Origin of the sequence: Roseovarius sp. MMSF_3350 (assembly GCF_030733425.1) — a bacterium.
In the GTDB taxonomy this organism is placed as follows: Bacteria; Pseudomonadota; Alphaproteobacteria; order Rhodobacterales; family Rhodobacteraceae; genus Roseovarius.
The window spans coordinates 43200-64182 of the sequence record NZ_JASHIZ010000016.1 but is presented as its reverse complement, the minus strand read 5'-3'; the positions used below and the strand labels follow the sequence as shown (position 1 = coordinate 64182).

21 protein-coding genes and 1 pseudogene are annotated in these 20983 nt (G+C 64.5%); 18 read left to right on the top strand and 4 right to left on the bottom strand.

Going from position 1 to position 20983, the window contains the following annotated elements; all coding sequences use genetic code 11:
• Positions 1-148 precede the first annotated feature (148 nt).
• Positions 149-1324: a helix-turn-helix domain-containing protein gene (locus RBB31_RS15130; RefSeq protein WP_306130138.1), complete on the top strand. Its 1176-nt coding sequence runs from the start codon at positions 149-151 to the stop codon at positions 1322-1324.
• Between the two features lie 73 nt (positions 1325-1397).
• On the opposite strand, the gene RBB31_RS15125 is transcribed toward RBB31_RS15130, so the two are convergent.
• Positions 1398-2297, bottom strand: coding sequence for an FkbM family methyltransferase (locus tag RBB31_RS15125; RefSeq protein ID WP_306130137.1), 900 nt, complete (start codon positions 2295-2297; stop codon positions 1398-1400).
• A gap of 205 nt (positions 2298-2502) precedes the next feature.
• Here RBB31_RS15125 and RBB31_RS15120 point away from each other — a divergent pair, with 205 nt between their 5' ends.
• Positions 2503-3183, top strand: coding sequence for a glycosyltransferase (locus tag RBB31_RS15120; RefSeq protein ID WP_306130136.1), 681 nt, complete (start codon positions 2503-2505; stop codon positions 3181-3183).
• A gap of 101 nt (positions 3184-3284) precedes the next feature.
• Here RBB31_RS15120 and RBB31_RS15115 read toward each other — a convergent pair whose 3' ends face one another.
• On the bottom strand, positions 3285-4208 hold the full coding sequence (locus RBB31_RS15115; RefSeq protein WP_306130135.1) for a helix-turn-helix domain-containing protein: 924 nt from the start codon (positions 4206-4208) through the stop codon (positions 3285-3287).
• A 455-nt stretch (positions 4209-4663) separates the two neighbouring features.
• Here RBB31_RS15115 and RBB31_RS15110 point away from each other — a divergent pair, with 455 nt between their 5' ends.
• From RBB31_RS15110 to RBB31_RS15050, 13 genes and pseudogenes are all read left to right on the top strand, one after another.
• Positions 4664-5500, top strand: coding sequence for an alpha/beta fold hydrolase (locus RBB31_RS15110; protein ID WP_306130134.1), 837 nt, complete (start codon positions 4664-4666; stop codon positions 5498-5500).
• A gap of 119 nt (positions 5501-5619) precedes the next feature.
• Positions 5620-6012 (top strand): RidA family protein, encoded by a 393-nt coding sequence (locus tag RBB31_RS15105; RefSeq protein ID WP_306130133.1) that lies wholly within the window; start codon positions 5620-5622, stop codon positions 6010-6012.
• A 69-nt stretch (positions 6013-6081) separates the two neighbouring features.
• Positions 6082-6777 carry a hydrolase gene (locus RBB31_RS15100; RefSeq protein WP_306130132.1) on the top strand — a complete coding sequence of 232 codons (696 nt, stop codon included), beginning with the start codon at positions 6082-6084 and terminating at the stop codon, positions 6775-6777.
• 141 nt (positions 6778-6918) lie between these two features.
• Complete coding sequence (locus RBB31_RS15095) at positions 6919-8913, top strand: amidohydrolase (protein ID WP_306130131.1); 1995 nt, start codon at positions 6919-6921, stop codon at positions 8911-8913.
• A gap of 12 nt (positions 8914-8925) precedes the next feature.
• The gene (locus RBB31_RS15090) at positions 8926-9168 is read left to right on the top strand and encodes a XapX domain-containing protein (RefSeq protein WP_306130130.1); all 243 of its coding nucleotides are present in this window, start codon (positions 8926-8928) and stop codon (positions 9166-9168) included.
• Positions 9165-9983, top strand: a complete 819-nt coding sequence (locus RBB31_RS15085; protein ID WP_306130129.1) for an efflux RND transporter periplasmic adaptor subunit — start codon at positions 9165-9167, stop codon at positions 9981-9983. Before RBB31_RS15090 ends, RBB31_RS15085 begins: the two co-directional genes overlap by 4 nt.
• A 216-nt stretch (positions 9984-10199) precedes the next feature.
• Positions 10200-11177 (top strand): pirin family protein, encoded by a 978-nt coding sequence (locus RBB31_RS15080; protein ID WP_306130128.1) that lies wholly within the window; start codon positions 10200-10202, stop codon positions 11175-11177.
• Positions 11174-11724: pseudogene (locus tag RBB31_RS15075) on the top strand (VOC family protein). Before RBB31_RS15080 ends, RBB31_RS15075 begins: the two are co-directional and overlap by 4 nt.
• Positions 11725-11809: 85 nt before the next feature.
• A complete protein-coding gene (locus tag RBB31_RS15070) occupies positions 11810-12505 on the top strand; it encodes a type 1 glutamine amidotransferase domain-containing protein (protein WP_306130127.1) in 696 nt (231 codons plus the stop codon).
• A 256-nt stretch (positions 12506-12761) separates the two neighbouring features.
• On the top strand, positions 12762-13052 hold the full coding sequence (locus RBB31_RS15065; RefSeq protein WP_306130126.1) for a DUF1427 family protein: 291 nt from the start codon (positions 12762-12764) through the stop codon (positions 13050-13052).
• Entirely contained in the window at positions 13045-14634 is a 1590-nt protein-coding gene (locus RBB31_RS15060) for an MFS transporter (RefSeq protein ID WP_306130125.1), read from the top strand. The genes RBB31_RS15065 and RBB31_RS15060 overlap by 8 nt, the downstream gene beginning before the upstream one ends.
• Positions 14635-14691: 57 nt before the next feature.
• Positions 14692-15312, top strand: a complete 621-nt coding sequence (locus tag RBB31_RS15055; protein WP_306130124.1) for a glutathione S-transferase family protein — start codon at positions 14692-14694, stop codon at positions 15310-15312.
• 20 nt (positions 15313-15332) lie between these two features.
• Positions 15333-16850 carry a VOC family protein gene (locus RBB31_RS15050; RefSeq protein WP_306130123.1) on the top strand — a complete coding sequence of 506 codons (1518 nt, stop codon included), beginning with the start codon at positions 15333-15335 and terminating at the stop codon, positions 16848-16850.
• A 64-nt stretch (positions 16851-16914) separates the two neighbouring features.
• On the opposite strand, the gene RBB31_RS15045 is transcribed toward RBB31_RS15050, so the two are convergent.
• Positions 16915-17196 (bottom strand): hypothetical protein, encoded by a 282-nt coding sequence (locus tag RBB31_RS15045; RefSeq protein WP_306130122.1) that lies wholly within the window; start codon positions 17194-17196, stop codon positions 16915-16917.
• Between RBB31_RS15045 and RBB31_RS15040 the strand changes: the two genes are divergently transcribed.
• Genes RBB31_RS15040 through RBB31_RS15030 form a run of 3 tightly spaced genes read left to right on the top strand, consistent with a single transcriptional unit; the run spans position 17195 to position 19386 of the window.
• A complete protein-coding gene (locus tag RBB31_RS15040; protein ID WP_306130121.1) occupies positions 17195-17962 on the top strand; it encodes an amino acid ABC transporter substrate-binding protein in 768 nt (255 codons plus the stop codon). The two genes, RBB31_RS15045 and RBB31_RS15040, sit on opposite strands and share 2 nt — an antisense overlap.
• 27 nt (positions 17963-17989) lie before the next feature.
• The gene (locus tag RBB31_RS15035) at positions 17990-18640 is read left to right on the top strand and encodes an amino acid ABC transporter permease (protein WP_371931336.1); all 651 of its coding nucleotides are present in this window, start codon (positions 17990-17992) and stop codon (positions 18638-18640) included.
• Entirely contained in the window at positions 18637-19386 is a 750-nt protein-coding gene (locus RBB31_RS15030) for an amino acid ABC transporter ATP-binding protein (protein ID WP_306130119.1), read from the top strand. Before RBB31_RS15035 ends, RBB31_RS15030 begins: the two co-directional genes overlap by 4 nt.
• 82 nt (positions 19387-19468) lie before the next feature.
• Here RBB31_RS15030 and RBB31_RS15025 read toward each other — a convergent pair whose 3' ends face one another.
• Positions 19469-20932 carry a catalase gene (locus RBB31_RS15025; RefSeq protein ID WP_306130118.1) on the bottom strand — a complete coding sequence of 488 codons (1464 nt, stop codon included), beginning with the start codon at positions 20930-20932 and terminating at the stop codon, positions 19469-19471.
• Between the last annotated feature and the right edge of the window lie 51 nt (positions 20933-20983).

Genomic DNA, 20983 nt, shown 5'->3' with positions numbered 1-20983 from the left:
CGTGTCGCGGCCATTTTTGTTTCCCCAGGGCGAGCACGGGCGCAGACTGCGCAAGCCTGTCGAGACGCGTCTGCCTCGGGCGCGACGCCGCACGGCTTCAGGTCGATACGGCACTGAACGGCCTGGCAACATCCGGCTCTTTGCGAACGTGAAAGACAAAAACCGCAAGACCGGCACCATGGCAGCAAGCGCGGCACCGAACGGACGTCGCAGGCTTGCTAATCGAAGGTCAGAAACCGAAGTTATCAATCCGCCGCCGACCTCGTTCCGGCTGGCCGACATGGAAGACGGTTTAGAGGATTCCCCCGATTTTTCGGGACCGGAAGCGCACCCGCTGTTTTCCATCCAGGCTGGGGCCCCTGATGAGGAACCGCAGGTCGCGAGATCGCCCAGTTCATTCCGGAGATATCAGGCAGCCATGGCCAAGTATGCGTCTTTTGCCCAATGGTATAGCGAAGGCCCCAGCGCGACCTACGTCCATTCGATGAAATCCACGGGCGGCATTCTGAGTATGTATGGCTCGACGCAACCGGGCCAGGAAATGGATACTCCTGCCGTACCGGATCTCGTGATCTATCAGGATGTGCTCGGCGGCAGCCGTCTCAATGCCAGCCTTGGTGGGGGACGTTTCGACGTGACAATGGAAAACGGCGGCTGCGTCTTTGCTGCGCCGAATTTCGCCGTCAACTGCCGCGTTGAAACCACGCACCATATCCGCAGCTTCGTGTTTCCCGTATTGCACTGGCAGACAATGCTGGACGAAGCCTCGGACGGCAAAATTTCTTTTGACAGTTTGAGCATCTATCGCGGAGCGTTCGCGACGCCGGCCCTGAAAGGGAAGCTTCGGAACCTTTGGGCGCTTTGTGAAGAAGAAGCCGCACCGTCGCGCATGTTGGCGCGGGCCGCCGGTTGCGAGATCCTGGCCGAGATCTGCCAACTGGGCGGCACGGATCTGGCGCCGAAGAAGGGCGGCCTGGCACCCTGGGCAGAGCGGCGTTGCATCGAGATGATGCATGCGCGATTTGCGGACGACCTGTGCGTCGACGAACTGGCAGTCGAAGCGCGGCTATCGTCTTTTCACTTTGCCCGCATGTTCAAGCAAAGCACGGGGGTCACGCCGCTGGCCTACCTGACGCGGCTGAGACTGGAGAAGGCCTGCGAGCTTCTCGAGCATACGGATATTCCGATCACCGAGATCGCGCCGGACGTCGGCTATTCTTCAAACCAGGTTCTCGCCCGGGTGTTTGCCAAGCATATGCACATGTCCCCGTCCGATTATCGACGTAGCGTGCGTGATCCCGCGCGCTCGTACGCGATGCGGTAGCGGATTACCGGCGGCTATCCAGGATGAGCGTTTAGGTTCATTGGGTGTTTTGGTCTGAAACGTGCCGCCAGGGTCACAACCGTTCCAAGATACTGGCCAACAGAGCAGAGTCCCTGTGAGCGGCCAGCAGGTTGTACCCCTTGTAAGGATCCGTCTTGAGGGCACGCACCTGATCGAGCGATGTGACCTGGCTGAAGCGGTCGTCGCAAAAGAAGAGACAGGTTTCCGGGATGTTCAGCAGATGGCTGCTGGGAGCACAGGTCGGGTCGCTGCCGTGGTCTTCGTAAATGATGACAGCCCCCTCCTGCAGTGCGCGTGAGGCCCCTTTGAGAGCCTCGACCTCGGCCCCTTCCACGTCGAGCTTGATAAGGGCCGAAACGCCTTTGGGCACGAGATCGTCGATGCGGCGGGTCACTACGGTTTCCGTCTTGTCGCCCGGGCCGGGTTTCCCATCGCTCAAAAGCCGTGCCGAGGCGTGGCTGTTCGCGACATTCACGAAGGTCAGGTGCTTGCCGGAGACCGAGTGGATGGCCACCTGGTGCAAGGCGACGTTCGGCAAGCGCCCCGCATTCGCCTCAAGCGCGGCAAAGGTCGCTTGCGCAGCCTCCGCCGCGATCACCCGATCGAACAGCGCGGCGGCGCGCACCGTCCAATAGCCCTTGTTGGCGCCGCAATCGCAGAAGATTTTCGCCTGCCCGGAGGCGGCCCCCAGAACGGCGGCGACTTCCGGTTCGTACTCTTCGTGCCAAAGCGCGAACCTGGTCCAGTAACCGTCGTCCAGCGAGATTCCGAAGGGCGGCGCTCCGTCGATGCGCAGAAAGACCTGATTGTCGCGGTTGAAAATCCGTCCGAGACCCCGGGCGAAACGCCCGTAGAGGCCGCGTGACACCGCCAACCGGAACAACGCCATCAGCAGCGAGTATTGCAGCCGCGCGCCGGGGCTGGAAAAGGTCAGTTCGCGTGTGTCCTGCATTGGATTCCGATCATGACCGCGCTGAGCGAGGGTCGTCCTCATCGTTGCGGGGCTCGCGGCGTTTCACCACCGCTTCAAGTTCACCTCGACTGCGCGCTGACCCACGGATCGGTTTATCGTCAGCAACCAGTGAGCGATATTGTAAACCGCGCCTGCTTTTGCCACAAGTCCGGGACTTGGCAATCTGGACAGGAGTGAAATTCGGATGCCCGATGGAATCTCGATTGTCATCCCCGCCCGGAACGAGGGTGAAACGGTCGGCAAGGTGGTTGCCGCCGTGATCAACCTGCCCTGCGTGCGCGAGGTCGTGGTCGTCGATACCGCCTCGTGGGACGATACCGCCGCGGTCGCCGCCAGCGCCGGTGCGGTGGTGGTCGAAGAACCCGAGCTTGGAATGGGCCGCGCGTTGAAAACCGGTTATGCCGCAGCGAGATGGCCTTGGGTCATGAAGCTGGACGCCGATCTCGAGAAGTTCGACCCCAACCTGGTGCTGATGCTCGCCGAGGCCCGAGAGCCCGGCGTGGGGCTGGTCAAAGGCAAATGGCAGGATCCCAATGACGACATGCCGATGACGCGGTTGCTGGTGCGGCCCGCCATCCGCCAGATCTTTCCCGAGCTTCGCCATGTCAGGGCGGTCAACTCCGGCCTTTACCTGTTCAACCGCGACCTTATCGAACTGGATGAACTGGTGGATACGAACGCGGCCGATATCGACGTGATGCTGCGCGTTCACCTGGCCGGCAAGGAGATCGTCGAGGTGGAGATCGGACGGATCGGCCATGATCCTCGGAACGTCGAGCATTACAATCTGATGGCGGAGAATATCCTGCAGCTGTTCCTTCAGCACTACGCCCGCCAGATCAGGAGCGCGGACACCGGCACCTGAGACGGCCGTCATGCGGGAGAAAACGATTCGCTGTCGCCAAGGCCAAACCCGTCAGTGCCGAGACACGATCGCGATGGCCGGCCAATGTCGGTAGAGCGCATTCATGCAACGTCCTCCCTTCGCAATTGGGGCCTTCCCGGCTCGCGCATGGCGCGTCGATAGTCTGTTGGGCTCATACGCTGATTCTTCTGAAAGACCCGGGCGAGTACCTGGTTCGACGAATATCCGACCTCCAGCGCGATCTCCGTGATCGGAATGTCCGTCTTTTCGAGAAGTTCGCAGGTCTTTTCCATTCGCAATTGCGTCAGGTAGACACGTGGCGGCACACCGAGGCTCTGCTTGAACATCCGGGCAAAATGAAACGGAGAGAGTTGCGCCTCAGCAGCCAGTTCTTCCAGGCCGATGTCTTCTGAAAGCCGGGCGTGCATAAGCTCGATGCATCGGCGTTTCGCCCACGGTGAGAGGCCGCCCTTCGCCGGGGCAGGTTTTGCCCCGCCCAGCCGGCACAGGTGCGATATGATCTCGTAGCCCGCGGCGCGCGCCAGCAGACGGGATGGCACGCCCTCGACTTCGCAAATTGACCAAAGGCACCGGATGGCGGAACGGATCTCCGGTGAATTGAAGGTCCCTCTGAAGACGTCTGGCCGATCGAGTACCGTCTGGTCGACATTCGCTTCGTCGAATGCGCTTCGCCATTGCGACAGGGGCAACGCCAGGCAGCGGACCTGATGGCTGGAGTCGACCATTATCGTGTTGGCGAAGTTCGGTTTCGCGAGGAAGAAGCCGCATTTGTCGCTTTTGACGTCGAAGGCCCCCGATCCCATGTCCCCCCTGACGCGCGTGCCGCAATTCATGTACTGATGCAGCACCAGATCCGGCACCGCGGGGTCCGACATGTCGCCGGCCGGTTGCACCGCTTCGATCAGATTGAGGATGCCGCCGGCGGACTTTCTTGCACGAACATAGGATGCAAGATGACCTTCCCGGTACCATTGGGCGAACGAAGTATAGGTAGGGTGCGTCATCCTTTGTTCGCCTTTTCTGTCAGTTGATGATGAAGGCTCAAATGCATGTGCCCCGCGGCATGGGGGCCAAGCTACGCACTTGGCGCATATTCGTAAAATACCGTCTTTTTGGCGATCTATTCGCAAATGATATAGCTTTCAGGGCGTCCTTTGCTGCCTCCCGACCCCGCTCGGTCGACCGACGGCACTAATGCGCAAGTTCGGTGCATACGCAGCAGAACAGGCAACGCCCGGAAATTCGATGCCGGCTAACCTGTACCCGAATACTCGGATGCGCTGCATGCCGCAGCACCTTGAAATCCGACAAGGAGAAAGGATCACCAATGCCCTCCAATGATCTGACCCGTACGACACTGACGCGGCGCACGGCTCTGTACTCTGCCGGCGCTTTCGCCGCTGCGAGTGCGTTCTCCCTTCCCGGTTTTGCTCAAGAACAAATCAAAGGAGATTTTGTAATGGCGGAAATCACCACCCCCGACGGCAACCGCATCTTTTACAAGGACTGGGGCCCAAGGGACGCTCAGCCCATCGTCTTTCACCATGGCTGGCCGCTCAGCACCGACGAGTGGGACGCACAGATGCTGTTCTTCCTGTCGAAAGGGTTCCGCGTGGTCGCCCATGACCGGCGTGGCCACGGCCGGTCCGAGCAAGTTGAAAGCGGGCACGATATCGACCACTACGCCGCCGATGCCTTTGCCGTGGCCGAGGCGCTGGACCTGCGCAACGCGGTGCACGTCGGCCACTCCACCGGCGGCGGCGAAGTTGCGCGCTACGTGGCGCGGCACGGCGAACCCGCGGGACGGGTGGCCAAGGCGGTTCTCGTCGCCGCCATCCCGCCGCTGATGCTGCAGACCGACGCGAACCCCGAGGGCACGCCGATGGAGGTGTTCGACGACTTCCGCTCGGCCCTTGCCGGCAACCGCGCCCAGTTCTTTCGCGACGTGCCTGCCGGGCCGTTTTACGGGTTCAACCGCGAAGGCGCGACGGTCCACGAGGGGGTCATCCAGAACTGGTGGCGCCAGGGCATGATGGGCAGCGCCAAGGCGCACTACGACGGGATCAGGGCCTTTTCGGAAACCGACCAGACCGAGGATCTGAAGGCGATCAGCGTGCCGACCCTGGTTCTTCATGGCGAGGATGATCAGGTCGTTCCGATCGCGGCCTCGGCCGAGAAGGCGGTGAAACTGCTGCCCAACCCCACGTTGAAGACCTATCCAGGGCTCTCGCACGGGATGCTGACGGTCAACGCCGACGTGCTGAACGCCGATATTCTGGAGTTCATCGCCGGCTGAGGCCGCTGTTGGGGCGCGGCTTCGGCCCCGCCCCGCAGCGGGTTCGCAGACCACGCCAACGGACGTCGGTTTGCCTCGTCCAGCCGAAAAGCTCCCGTCGCTCATAGAGGACCAGATCAATGTCAAAACGCGATGCAATCTTTCCCGCCAACCGTCACGCGCTTTACGAGGAACACGGCTATTCCGCGGCGGTTCGCAGCGGCGATCTGTTGTTCGTGTCCGGCCAGGTCGGCAGCCGCGAGGACGGCTCGCCCGAACCCGAGTTCCGCAGCCAGGTCGAACTTGCCTTCAGAAACCTTGAGGCCGTGCTTGCCGCCGCCGGCGCCGGTTTCGACGATATCATCGATGTCACCACCTTCCACACCGATCCGGACAACCAGTTCGAGGCGATCATGGAGGTCAAGAGCGGGATCTTTTCCCAAGCTCCCTACCCGACCTGGACGGCGGTCGGTGTCAACTGGCTCGCCGGTTTCGACTTCGAGATCAAGGTCGTCGCGCGACTGCCGGGATGACATCCGATTGGTCGCTTCCCGGCGTCAGGCCGGGACGAGAAATAATGCATACTTACAAGGAGATACCAAATGAACAAGCCTGACCTGCTGACGCCCAGCAACTGCCAGATCATCTTTATCGACCACCAGCCGCAGATGGCGTTCGGCGTGCAGTCGATCGACCGCCAGGTTCTGAAGAACAATGTCGTGGCCCTGGCCAAGGCGGCCAAGGTGTTCGACATCCCGGCCACGATCACCACGGTCGAGACCGAGAGCTTCTCGGGTCACACGTATCCGGAACTGCTGGCCGTCTTTCCCGATCATCCGCTGCTCGAGCGGACCTCGATGAACTCCTGGGACGACCAGAAGGTGCGCGACGCGCTTGCCAAGAACGACCGAAAGAAGGTCATCGTTTCCGGCCTCTGGACCGAAGTCTGCAACAACACCTTCGCCTTCAGCGCGATGGCCGAGGGCGGGTACGAGATTTTCATGGTCGCGGACGCCTCGGGCGGGACCTCGCAGGAGGCGCATGATTATTCCATGCAGCGCATGATCCAGGCCGGTGTCGTGCCGATGACCTGGCAGCAGGTGATGCTGGAATGGCAGCGCGACTGGGCGCATCGCGAGACCTATGACGCCGTGATGGAGATCGTGCGAGAGCATTCGGGGGCCTATGGCATGGGCGTCGATTACGCCTACACCATGGTCCACAAGGCGCCCGAGCGCGTCGAGCACGCAGAGCGTCTTGCGCCCGTGGCGGCCGGATCGGCCGCTGCCGCCGAATAACGATCCCGATGCGCCGGGTCCGGCGGCCGTCTTCTTCCCGCGGCCGTCCCGCTCCCGCCCGGCGCAACTGGCGGGCCTGCGCCCCACGCAGGCCCGCCCTGTTTGCAAGCCCGGGAGAGGAGAGCCGCGAGGACGCGAGACATGCTTGAGACGACACATGACCCCATAAGAGACGCATCGACCGTGACCCGCCGGTGGGTCACGACGACAGGTGCGGCGGCCGGCGCGTTCGGCCTGGTCGCGCCCGGAAGGGCGTGGTCGCAATCCAACGAGGAGGCAAAGATGCCCGACACGATCATCAGGAACGCCCGCGTAACAACGCTGGACCCCGCCATGCCCGAGGCCGGCGCCGTCGCGATCCGCGACGGTCTCATCCTTGCGACGGGGCCGGAGGCGGAGATCATGCGCCTCGCGGGCGTGGACACTGAAGTGATCGACGCGGGCGGCAGACGTGTCATCCCCGGTCTCAACGACAGCCACACGCACCTGATCCGCGGCGGGCTCAACTACAACATGGAGCTAAGGTGGGAGAACGTCCCCTCGCTGGCAGACGCCCTGCGGATGCTGAAGGAGCAGGCGGACCGTACACCCGCGCCGCAATGGGTGCGTGTCGTCGGCGGCTGGTCGGAGTTCCAGTTCGCGGAGCGGCGTATGCCGACGCTTGACGAGATCAATGCCGCAGCGCCCGACACCCCGGTGTTCATCCTGCACCTCTACGGCCGGGCGCTGATCAACCGCGCGGCGATCGAGGTGCTGGGTTTCGGAAAGGACACGCCGAACCCGCCGGGCGGCGAGATCCAGCGGGACGATCACGGGAATCCGACGGGCCTCCTTGTGGCGAAACCCTCGGCGTTGATCCTCTATTCTACCCTGGGGATGGGGCCGAAGCTGCCGCGCGAGGACCAGGTCAACTCCACTCGCCACTACATGCGCGAGATGAATCGCCTGGGCATCACCAGCGTGATCGACGCCGGCGGCGGCGGGCAGAACTATCCCGATGATTACGCCGTCATCCAGCAGCTTGACGACGCGGATCAGCTTACCGTCCGGATCGCCTACAACCTCTTTGCGCAGACTGCCGGCGCCGAGCTTTCGGATTATGAGCGCTGGGTGGAAATGACCGAACCCGGTGCCGGCTCGGACATGCTGCGGATGAACGGGGCGGGCGAGAACCTGACCTGGTCGGCGGCGGATTTCGAGAACTTCCTCGAACCGCGCCCCGATCTGGCCCCCACGATGGAAAGCGAGCTTGAACCGGTTGTCGAGCTTCTGGCCGAGAACAAATGGCCGTTCCGTATCCATGCGACCTATGACGAGTCGATCGACCGGTTCCTGACCGTCTTCGAGCGCGTGAACCAGCGCCAGCCTTTCGAGACGCGGTTCATCATCGACCATGCCGAGACGGTTACGCCGCGCAATATCGAGCGCATCACGGCGCTTGGCGGCGGTATCGCCACGCAGCACCGGATGGCGTTTCAGGGCGAATACTTCGTCGACCGTTACGGCCCGGAGGCCGCGCAGGCGACGCCGCCGATCCGGCAGATGATCGACACGGGAACGCCGGTCGGCGCCGGCACCGACGCGACCCGCGTCGCCTCCTACGATCCGTGGGTCGGGCTCTACTGGATGACCACCGGCAAGACGCTGGGCGGCATGCCCCTTTATGACGAGGAGAACCTGCTGACGCGGGAGGAGGCGCTGCGCCTCTGGACCCACGGCTCGGCCTGGTTCTCGGGCGAGGCGGAGGTCAAGGGCACGCTGGCGCCAGGCATGTATGCGGATCTCGCGGTGCTCTCGGCGGATTACCTGAGCGTGCCGAACGAGGAGATCCGACAGATCAACGCGGTCCTGACGATGGTCGGCGGCCGGGTCGTTTATGGCGAGGGCGCGTTCTCCGATCTGGCGCCGCCGCTGCCGCCGGCCTCGCCGGGCTGGAGCCCGGTCGGCGCCATCCCGAGCCCGGGCGCGCGCCAGGCCGCCATGGAAACCGGAACGCGCTATGCCAGCGCATGCGGCTGCGCCAGTGCCTGTTCACTGCACGGCCACGACCACGGCATCGCCTGGACGAACCCCATTCCAGTGAAGGATCTGAAGTCCTTCTGGGGCGCGCTTGGTTGTTCCTGCTTCGCAGTCTGACGGGAGGGCATGATGGATTGGAAACCCTACGCTTTGTCGCTGGCGGTCGGACTCGCGGTGGGGGGGCTTTACGCGCTCTTCGGTATCCGTTCGCCCGCGCCGCCGATCATCGCTCTGCTCGGCCTGCTCGGCATGCTGGTGGGAGAGGCGACGGCCAGTTGGCTCAAGAACCGGACGACGGCCGCACAGGCCGCGGCGGAGTGCCTACACGCCAAGCGCTTCGCCGACTCGCCGAGTGAAGAGATGCGGACATGAGGTGGCTACTCGCGTTTTTGCTGGTAGTTGCCCAGCCGGGTCTCGCGGAGCCCCTTGTCTTCGAAGGACGGATCGAGGCCTCGGAGCGCGCCGTCCTGTCGAGCCGTCTGAACGGCGTCGTGGCCGAGATCCTTTTCGAGGGGGGCGAGCGCGTCTCTGCCGGGCAACCGCTGATCCGACTCGATCCGACCGACGCGACGATCGCGCTCGAGATTGCCGAAGCGCGCCTTGCCGCCGCGCAGGCGCGGTTTGACGGGGCTTCGCGCCGCGCCGCCCGGCAGGAAGAAATGCATGAGCGCGGGATCGCAGCCGACTCCACGCTGGGGCCTGCCCGCACCGAAAGGGCGATGGCCGAGGCCGAGGTCGCGCTGGCCGAGGCCGAGCGGCGCCGGGCCGGACTCGACTTGGAAAGGACGGTCATCCGGGCGCCGATTTCCGGTCTCGTCTCGCCCCCGTCAGTGTCGGTCGGCGCCTTTCTCGAGGCGGAAGCCGCGCCACCGCTTGCCACGATCGTCGCGTTCGACCCGGCGGTCGTCGCCTACCGCGCGCCCTATGACGAGCGGCTCGAGTCCCTGGAAGTGGCCGGATCCGGAACGGTTGCCGAGCTGCTGGCGCGCATCCGGGTGCAACTGCGACTGCCGGGCGACAGGATCTACGTCGGGGAGGCAACCCCCCATGCCGCAAGTGCGGAGGTGGACGCGGAGACTGGCACCGTGACGGTATGGGCGCGATTTGCGAACCCCGATGCTCTGTTGCGCCCGGGCATGAGGGTCACCGTCCTTTCGCATATCCAGGGTGCGGAGGCGGTGGAATGAACCCGACGTCCGGATCGGCGCCTGTAATCGCGGCCGGCTGCGTTGCGGCCAGACACGTCCGGACCCGGCCTCTTCGCCTACACATAACCGCGACGGAAACGCGGCAGAAGCAATAGGCCGGCACCCATTCGGCACCGGCTGATGCGCCGAACCCATACCATCTGGCGGCCCTACGGCGGTCGTAACCCTGAAACCATCCCGAAAGGACACCAAATCATGAGCTGGAGCCCATGCCCCGACCCGACCCTTGGTGACGCCGCGAGCGTCGATGCCGTCGAAACCGTTATCGTGCCTCGTGCCGTCGATCTCGGGGAAATGACCGTGCGCCGTGCACTGCCCTCGACAGCCCGCCAGATGGTCGGGCCGTTCATCTTCTTCGATCAGATGGGACCGGCGGAGTTCCTGACCGACCAGGGCATCGACGTGCGGCCGCATCCGCATATCAACTTGGCCACGGTGACCTACCTTCTCGAGGGCGAGATCCTGCACCGCGACAGCCTTGGAACCGAGCAGACGATCCAGCCCGGCGCCGTGAACTGGATGCGGGCGGGGCGTGGGATCGTCCATTCCGAGCGCACCGCGCCGGAACTCAAACGCACCGGGCAGCGGCTCTTCGGCTTGCAGACCTGGATGGCGTTGCCGGTCGCGGCGGAAGAATCCGACGCCGCCTTCATCCACCATGGCGAGGCGGAGCTGCCGATGATCGACGACACCGGGTTGAACCTTCGCCTGATCGCGGGTGAGCTGCACGGCGCGCGCTCGCCGCTCGCGACGGCGTCGGAAACGCTCTATGCCGATATCGCGCTGGCGGCGGGCGGCACCTACCGGGTGGAGGCCACACATGAGGAGCGGGCGCTTTACATCCTGTCCGGCCACGTCGTGATCGATGGAACATCCCATGAGCCCGGCACCCTGCTGATCCTCGCCCCGCGTGCCGAGGCCGTGGTGCGGGCCGCTGGCGATGCCCGCCTCATGCTCTTTGGCGGCGAGCCGATGGAGGGGCCGCGCTACATCTGGTGGAACTTCGTCTCATCGCGCCCCGAGCGCATCGAGCAGGCCAAGGAGGAATGGCGCCGCGGCCGTTTCGAGACGGTGCCCGGAGACGAGTCGGATTTCATTCCGCTGCCCGATAATGCCAATCCGCCGCAACGTGCGACCGGCGGACGCGACGCGAGCGCGGATTTGCAGGGATGAGCGCCGTCCCCGGACTGCACCATGTCACCGCCGTCTGTTCCGCCCCGCAGGGCAATCTGGATTTCTACACGCGCAGGCTTGGTCAGAAACTGGTGAAGAAGACGGTCAATTTCGACGATCCCGGCACATATACCTCTATTACGGCGACCGTACCGGGTCGCGCCTGCGTCTGCGAGCGCCAGGCGGGGAAAAGGGCAGCGTCGTCGATCTTTTGCGCGAGGATGCCGCCGTGATCGGGCGGCCGGGCGCGGGAACCATCCATCATGTCGCCTTCCGCGCGCGCGACGCGGAGGAGCAACTCGAATGGCGGGACCGTCTGCGTGCCGCCGGGATTGCCGTAACGCCGGTCATCGACCGTCAGTATTTCACGGCGATTTACTTCCGCGAGCCGGGCGGCGTGCTTTTCGAGATCGCCGCTGATCCGCCGGGCTTTGCCATCGACGAGCCTGAGGCGGCGCTGGGCCGCAACCTGATGCTGCCGGACCGCTACGAGCCGGACCGGGCGCGGATCGAGCGCCTGCTTCCGCCGCTTTCGGAGTCAGCGTGACGCCGGGTCCGGGATCCGGGATCGGCCACCACGTCTCGGGAGGCCTTCGCTCAACCGAAGCAAACGACAGAAAAGGAAAAGAGACATGAAAGTTCTGATGATACTGACGTCGCATGACGAACTCGGCGACACCGGCCGCAAGACCGGCTTCTGGCTCGAGGAGCTTGCCGCGCCTTATTATACCTTCAAGGACGCGGGCGCCGAAATCTGCCTGGCGTCTCCCAAGGGCGGACGGCCGCCACTGGATCCGGTCAGCAATTCGCCCGATTTCCAGACGGACCACACCCGCCGCTTCGAGGCAGATGCCGAAGCCAACGCGGCGCTTGCCGCGACGGTGAAGCTCGCCGACGTGAACGAAGGCGACTATGACACCGTGTTCTATCCCGGTGGCCATGGCCCGCTCTGGGATCTGACCGAAGACGCGGACTCGGTGGCGCTGATCGAGGCATTCCACTCGGCGGGCAAGCCCCTTGCGCTGGTCTGTCACGCTCCCGGCGTGCTGCGCGACGTCAAGGGCAGTGACGGTCGACCGCTGGTCGAAGGCCGCGACGTCACGGGCTTTACCAATTCGGAAGAGGCCGGTGTGGGCCTGACCGAGGTTGTTCCCTACCTGGTCGAGGACACGCTGAAAGCCAAGGGCGGCGCGTTCGTGAACGGCCCTGACTGGGCCTCGTTCGTGGTACGGGACGGTCTGCTGATCACCGGACAGAACCCGGCCTCTTCGGCCGAGGCAGCCGCGCGGCTTATCGAGGCGCTTGCAGAGCGCCAAACGGCCGGTTGATTGCCTTTGCGTCAAATCGACCAAGCGCCCGTCGACCGCGGCAGAGCTTCGGCTTCGCCGCGGTCAGCAGCCCCGACCGGTATCGCGGGACAACGGCAAGACAGACTGCGCCAGAACAACGCCCAGCCCGGCTGCCTTATGGTCTTCGGCAAAGGCGGGGAAGGCCGCAAGATCGGAACCTTCGCGGCAGCATCTGCGCCGCGTGACAGACGGCAATCCGTTAACGTGACATTGACCTGATCCTCAGGAGAGACTTATGAGCCCCTTGCACCCCTATATCCTTTCGCTGGCCGCCGGTCTCGCCATCGGCGTGATCTATGGCCTCATTTCCGTCCGTTCGCCCGCGCCGCCGATCATCGCGCTGCTGGGGCTTCTGGGCATGCTTGCCGGTGAAGCGGGCGTTCAGTGGCTGAAGGGCCACGCAAGCGTCGTGCAGTCGGCCCTGCACGCGAAGACCTTTGCGCATCCCGTCCGGGACGGCTCGTCGAAGGACGCCGATGCGGACGGAACGCGCGGCGTCCCGCAGACCGGACATCGCCGTGGTTGAGCGGCCTTTGGAGGGGGACAAATCCGGGAACCCGCTGAGCTACCCGGTCTTCCGGGCGCTCTGGATCGCGACGATCGTGTCGAATGTCGGCACATGGATGCATGATGTGGGCGCCGGGTGGCTGATGACCTCGCTGTCGCCGAGCCCGCTGCTGGTTGCTTTGGTGCAGACCGCGACGACGCTGCCGATGTTCCTTCTCGCGCTGCCGGCCGGTGCGCTGGCCGACATCGTGGACCGGCGCAGGATGCTGCTGTCGGCGCAGTTGCTTGGCCTGTGTGCGGCGCTGACGCTGGCGATCCTGACGGCCTGGGGCCTCGTCTCTCCGGGGATCCTGCTGGCGACGACGTTCCTGCTCGGCATGGCGGCGGCGCTTAGCGCGCCGGTGTTTCAGGCGATCGTACCGGAACTCGTGGGCCGGCAGGCGCTGCCGGACGCCATTGCGCTGAACAGTCTGGGCGTCAACATCTCGCGCGCGGTGGGTCCGGCGCTCGGGGGGATCATCGTCGCCCTTGCAGGAATCCCGGCCGTCTTTGCGCTAAATGCGCTTTCGGTGCTGGGCGTGCTGGCGGTGCTGTTCATCTGGAAGCGCCCCAGTACCGTACATACCCTGCCCCCCGAGCATTTCTTCGGCGCCCTGAAGGCCGGTTACCGCTATACCCGCCATTCCCCCGCCATGCGCCTGGTGCTGGTCCGGGCGGTGGGGTTCTTTCTCTTCGGCAGTGCCCTCTGGGCGATGCTGCCGCTGATCGCGCGGCACGGCCTCGGTCTCGATGCCGCGGGATATGGTGTGCTGCTTGGCTGCATGGGCGCGGGAGCGGTCGCAGGTGCGATCCTGCTGAAACGCGTGCGGACGCGCGTTTCCGCCAATCCGTTGTCCGTTGCGGCGACACTGCTCTTTGCGCTGTCGACGCTGGCGCTTGCTCTGTCCACCCATGCCTGGGTTGCCGGCCCGGTCCTCTTCATGGCCGGGCTGGGCTGGATCGGGATGCTGACGTCGCTGAATCTCGCCGCGCACATGGCCTCGCCGGGCTGGGTCAAGGCGCGGGCGTTGGCGGTCTATCTGCTGACGTTTCAGGGAGCTATGACCTGTGGCAGTGTCCTGTGGGGTATGCTTGCCTCTGGCACCAGCGTCGCCACAGCCCTGGTGATTGCCGGCGTTGGGCAGGCTTGCGCGGCGGTCATTGCAATCCGCTGGCGGCTGCCCCGCGGTTCGGCCGCCGATCTCGCGCCGTCGCACCATTGGGCGGAGCCGGTCGTTTCCGTGCAGCCGGACGACGACCGCGGCCCGGTCATGATCGAGATCGAATATCATGTCGAGCCCGCGCGGCTGGCCGAATTCGTTACGGCCTTGCGCCGCTTCAAGTCTGTCCGACAGCGCGACGGCGCGATCCGCTGGGACGTCTGGGAGGACATGGCCGAGCCGGGGCGGGTCGTCGAGACATTCGTCGTGGAGAGTTGGGTCGAGCACCAGCGCCAGCATGCGCGCGTGACCCGCGCCGATCAGCTGGATCAGGAAATACTGCTAAAATATCAGCTGGGCGGCAGACAACCGGTGGTCCGGCACCTTTTACGGCCATCATGACCTGTGGCGGCCCCATAGACAGCGATGCCCGCAACCAGTACTCAAAAAGGAAACACCATGCCCACACTTTACTATGTCCCGGATGCCTGCTCGCTGGCCCCGCACGTCGCGCTCGAATGGATCGGCGCCCCCTACGAGGCGGTCAAGGTGCAGTTCGGCTCGAAGGAGCTTCTGGCCGTGAACCCCGCCGGTGCGGTTCCCACCTTTCGTGAAGACGATGGCTGGCTGTTGACACAGGCCGGCGCGATCCTCGATTACCTGGGCCAGAAGCACCCGGAGGCCGGACTGTCGGGCGGCGACACCCTCCGCGCGAAGGCCGAGGCGCATCGCTGGTCGGCCTTCCTCACCTCGGATCTTCATGCCTCGTTCTGGCCGATCTTCATGCCCTACCGTTACACGACCGACAAGAGCGATGCGGCCCGGCAGGCGGTGGCTGATGCCGGGCACAAGCTGGCCGCCAAGCAGCTTGGTGTTCTGAACCGCCACCTAGACGGGCGGGACTACATCCTGGAAGGTGGCCGATCGGTGATCGACGCCTATGCCTTTCCGATGATCCGCTGGGGGGCGAAACTCCTGCCGGGTGGGCTGCAGGACTTCCCGGCCGTGCAGGCGCTGCATGACCGGATCGCCGCCGATCCCGCCGTGCAGAAGGTTCTCGGCCGCGAGGCCGCGGCGTGAGTGCGGGTGGTGACGAAGGAATGATCAGCGGAATTCACCACGTCACCGGCATCACCGCCGATGTGCAGGCCAATGTCGATTTCTATGTCGGCTTCCTTGGTCTCAAGCTGGTCAAGCGGACGGCGGGCTATGCGGATGCCGAGCAGTTGCACCTGGTCTACGGCGACGGGCTCGGAAGGCCCGGATCCCTTCTGACCTTCCTGGTCTGGGAGGCCAGCGGCCGCGGGCGCACCGGCATCGGCCAAGTGCTGGAGATTGCGCTTGCGGTTTCTCCGCAGTCCATCTCCGGCTGGCTGACGAGAGCGCTTGCGGCCGGTGTCCCGTTCGAGGGGCCGACGCGCGAATTCGAAGAGCCGGTTCTGCGGTTCAGGGATCCCGACGCGCTGATCGTGAAACTGGTTGGTGTCGACCTGTCGACGCCCGCGCCGCTTCCAGGGGGACCCACCCGTTTGCGGGGCGTCACCCTGCTGACCGACAAGGCTGCGCAAACCGCGGAATTTCTGACGCGGTTCGGCTACCGCCACGGCGAACGCGCGGGCCAGACGCACCGCATGACATCCGACACCGACGTGGTCGACGTGCGCGACGCGACGGGTTTCGTCCCCTCCGTCGCCGGGGCGGGCGTGCCCGATCACGTGGCCTTCCGGGCCGGGAATGCGGACGAGGTTCGGTCCCTGCGGCAATCGCTCCGCGAGCACGGACCGACCGAGGTCCATGACAGGAAATATTTCCTGTCGCTCTATGTTCGCGATCCGGCCGGCATCCTTCTGGAATACGCCACCGACAGGCCCGGCATGACGATCGACGAGGCGCCGGAAGCTCTTGGCCGGACGCTGTTCTTCCCGCCACAGGAGGCAGGCCGCGCCCAAGATCTCGAGGTCATGCTGCCGCAGTTCTCATTGCCGGGCGAGGAGCGGTTCCCCATCCGCAAGCTGCCCTTCGTTCACCGTTTCAACCGGCCGGATCAGCCGGATGGCACGACCCTGGTCTTGCTGCACGGCACGGGTGGATACGAGGCCGATCTCATGCCGATTGCGCGTCGCATCGCCCCGCGTGCGACGCTGTTGGGGGTGCGAGGCCGAGCCACCGAGGAAGGCACCAATCGCTGGTTCCGGCGCTTCGACTTCACCACGTTCGATCAGGCCGATATCCGAAGCGAAGCCGAGGCATTCGCGGCATTCGTGGAGGGCGCCGTGGCCGGCTACGGAATAGATGCGGTCGGGCTTACCTTCCTCGGCTATTCCAACGGCGCGAACTTTCTGGCGGCGGTGATGCAGCTCTATCCTTCTGCCGTGCGCCGTGCCGTTCTGCTTCGTAGCGTCCAGGCCCTCGAGACGCCACCGGCGGCGGACCTTTCCGGAGCGCAGGTGCTGATGCTCGATGGGCGGGACGATGTTTACGCGCGCCAAGCGCCCGCCCTGGCCGATGATCTGAGGGCGCGGGGTGCGAATGTCGAAACGCGAACGGTACGTGGCGGTCATGAGCTGACCGGCGCGGACGCCACCGAGGCCGCTGACTGGCTTGAACAGGGCACATGACCTGCCAGCGGGATCAAGCCGGGTCCGCGCCCGACGAACCGGCGTCTTTCTCGCCGGGGCGCTCTCAACGCGTCGCGTACGCCGCCCGACCTGCGTTGCGCGGGATGCATAGCCGCTCTGAGAACCGGTCTGGCAGCGGGAAAAGATGGCTCAAGTTCGGAACAAACGTCACGGTTCCGTACAGTCCCATGGCACAAATTTCGAGGCGCGGGGCCAAACCGGACGTTTCATTCCGGTTTTGCCGCCGTTCCGGGATGCCCGGCCTTCGTTTCGGAGCGTTCTTGCGTTTGCGCCAACCGATCGACATCTCTGCGTCCATAGCCGTTACCAAGGAGTCTTCCGCCATGACCAATGTCCTTCACTCCGCCCTTCTGGCCGGGCTCATCGTTGCGACCGTCCCCGCGGCCCAGGCCGAGGACGCCGCTTTGACCGTCGGCATGTCCGGCGGCTATTTCCCGTTCACCTTCGTGCGCCAGGATGTGCTGCAAGGGTTCGAGGTCGATGTCATGAACGCGGTGGGCGAGAAGGCCGGTCTCGACATCCAGTTCGAGACGATGTCCTTTTCCGGGCTAATCGGGGCGCTGGATGCGGGCCGTATCGACACCATTGCCAACCAGATCACCATCACGCCGGAGCGGGAGGCGAAATTCGCCTTTACCGAACCCTACGTTATCGACGGCGCCCAGGTCGTGACCCGCAAGGGCAATGATGCCATCGCCGGGGTCGAGGACCTGCGCGGCAAGATCGTGGCCGTGAACCTCGGGTCGAACTTCGAACAATTGCTGCGCGATCTGCCGTTTGCCGATGAGGTCGAAATCAGGACCTACGAAAGCAACATCGAGCAGGACACCGCGCTTGGCCGCGTCGACGCCTTCGTGATGGACCGGGTATCCTCGGCCCAGGTGATCAAGGAAAGCCCGCTGCCGTTACAACTGGCCGGCGAGCCCTTTTCGGAAATCCGCAATGCCCTGCCGTTCCGGGATGACGAAGAGGGCCGCGTTCTGCGCGACAAGGTCGATGCGGCGCTTGCAACGCTGCGCGAGGACGGCACCCTAAGCGAAATCTCGGAGAAGTGGTTCGGATCGGACATCACCTCGCCTGCGGCGGAGTAGACCGTGCAGGTGCTCGACATCGGGTACATGCTCGGGCTGGTGCCGGTCATCCTGGGTTATGTTCCGCTGACGCTGGCCATGGCATCGGCGGCCATGGTCTGTGCGCTGGTGCTGGCGGCCCTGCTGGCGGTCGAACGGGTGGCTCGTGTGCCGGTCCTGGACCGGCTGGTGATGCTTTTCATCAGCTTCTTCCGTGGCACGCCGCTACTGGTCCAACTCTTCCTATTCTATTACGGGCTGCCACAGGTGCTGCCTGTCCTGACCCGGATCGATGGGGTGACGGCGGCAATCCTGGGCCTGACGCTGCATTTCGCGGCCTACATGGCGGAATCGATCCGCGCCGCCATTGTCGGTGTCGACCGCAGCCAGTGGGAAGCGGCCCAATCCGTCGGCATGACCCAGCGACAGCTGATGCAGCGCATCGTCCTGCCGCAGGCCGCGCGTGTGGCAGCGCCGACGCTGGTCAACTACTTCATCGACATGCTCAAGGGGACCTCTCTGGCCTTTACCCTCGGCGTGACCGAGATGATGGGCGCCGCGCAGAAGGAAGCCGCCGGCAGCTTCCTCTACTTCGAAGCTTTTCTCGTGGTGGCGGTGATCTACTGGGTCATGGTCGAGGCGCTGAACCAGGGGCAGAAAGCCCTGGAAACCCGGCTGAACAAGGCGTACGCCCGATGAGTTCGACGACCGGCGTGACAGTCAGGGGGTTGACCAAGACCTTCGGCGGGGCGGCGGTGCTGGACGGCATCGACCTCGACGTTTCTCCGGGTGAACGGGTGGTCATCATCGGGCCCTCGGGCACCGGGAAGTCGACCCTGCTGCGCTGCCTCAACTATCTTGACCAGCCGGATGCGGGGCAGATTTCCATTGGCGACCTGACCGTGGATGCCGCCCGTGCGCGCAAGTCCGACATCCTCGGGCTGCGGCGGCGCACCGGGTTCGTGTTCCAGAACTACGCGCTTTTCGCCAACAAGACCGCGCTCGAGAACATCATGGAGGCGCTGGTGACAGTTCAGCGCCTGCCGCGGGCCGATGCCGTTGCCCGCGCCCGGGACGTGCTTGCCGAGACCGGCCTCGCGGACAAGGCCGACAGTTATCCGGCGGCGCTTTCCGGCGGGCAGCAGCAACGGGTCGGTATCGGCCGCGCCATGGCTCTGGGTGCGGGAGTGCTGCTGTTCGACGAACCCACCTCCGCGCTGGACCCGGAGTGGGTGGGCGAGGTGCTCGACCTGATGCGTCGGGTGGCGGCGCAGAAACAGACACTCCTGATCGTGACCCACGAGATGCAGTTTGCCCGCGAGATCGCTGACCGTGTCCTGTTCATGCACAGCGGCAGGATCGTGGAGCAGGGCACACCGGCACAGATCTTCGATGCCCCACAGGATGCGCGGCTCCGGCGGTTTCTGGCCCGGACAGGGGTTTGAGCGCCCGTTGACAGCCCGGTGGGCCGAGGCGCCGGTGCCGAAGGCGGCTTTCCGTCAGAACGCAGCCCGCAGGGACGTTCGATCAGAATTGCGGGTCCAGTTCATCCAGGGCCGCGCAGACGCCCGCGCCGAACTCGGGATGGACCTGCTGGAACAGCCCGATCTGCCGTTCGGCTATGTCCGCCGGAACGCCGCGCATCGACTCGGCGATGTTGTCGAAGAGCCGGGCCTTCTGCGCCTGGTCGAAGAGCAGGAACAGCGCGCGCGGCTGAGTGAAATCATCGATGCTGTCGCGATGGTCGAACCGGCCGGCGGGACCCTGCAGATCGAGTAAAGGCTCGGCGAATGACGGATCCTGCCGGGGGCCGTCAAAGCTGTTCGGTTCGTAATAGGCATCCGGATTGGTTGCGTTCTCGAAGAAGCGCATGGCGCCGTCCTTGTGGTAATGATGCACCGGGCAGTGCGGACGGTTGACCGGCAGGGCTTCGTAGTGGGTGCCAAGCCGATAACGATGGGCATCCGCATAGGAAAATATCCTGCCTTGCAGCATCCTGTCCGGCGAATGGCCGATGCCGCGCACCACGTTCGAGGGGCTGAAGGCAAGCTGTTCGATCTCGGCAAAGTAATTGTCGGGGTTTCGGTTCAGCTCGAGCACGCCGATCTCGATCGGGGGAAATTCCGCATGGGGCCAGACCTTCGTCAGGTCGAACGGGTTGAAGGGAAACGCCTCTGCCTGGGCTTGCGTCATGATCTGCACCTGCACGGTCCATTGCGGAAACTCCCCTGCCTCGATCGCGCCGAAGAGAGCCTCCTGATAGCCTTCGCGGGTGCGCCCCACGACTTCCCGCGCTTCGGCGTTGGTATAGTGGCGATGCCCTTGTCGGGTCTTGAAGTGGAACTTGACCCAGACCCGTGCGCCGCCGCTTGTCCAGAGGCTGTAGGCATGGCTGCCATAGCCGTTCATGTGAACCGGGCTGACGGGCAGGCCGCGGTCGGAGAAGAGCATCGTGACCTGATGGAGGCTTTCGGGAGAGAGAGACCAGAAATCCCACATCGCGGTGGTCGATCGCAGGTTGGTGCGCGGGTGGCGCTTTTGAGTATGGATGAAGTCCGGGAACTTCATCGGATCGCGGACGAAGAAGACCGGGGTATTGTTGCCGACCAGGTCCCAGTTGCCCTCCTGCGTATAGAACTTGAGTGCGAAGCCACGCACGTCACGCTCATGATCCGCGGCTCCCATTTCGCCGGCCACGGTCGAGAAGCGCGCGATCATCGGCGTCTCGGCACGGGGTTGGAGCGCGGCTGCACAGGTCAGGTGCGATATGTCGCCGGTGATCCGCAACACGCCATGCGCGCCCCACCCCTTGGCATGGACAACGCGTTCGGGGATTCGCTCGCGGTTCTGGTGGGCCAATTTCTCGATCAGTTGCCAGTCCTGCATCAGAACCGGGCCGCGAAGACCGGCGGTGAGGCTGTTCTGGTTGTCCGCGACAGGAGCGCCTGCGGTGGTCGTCAGGCGGGGCGGCAGTGTTTCTTTGGTGGTCATGGTCAATCCTGTAGGGTCCGGCGAGGCTGGTCGCCGGCTTGTTACGCGCGC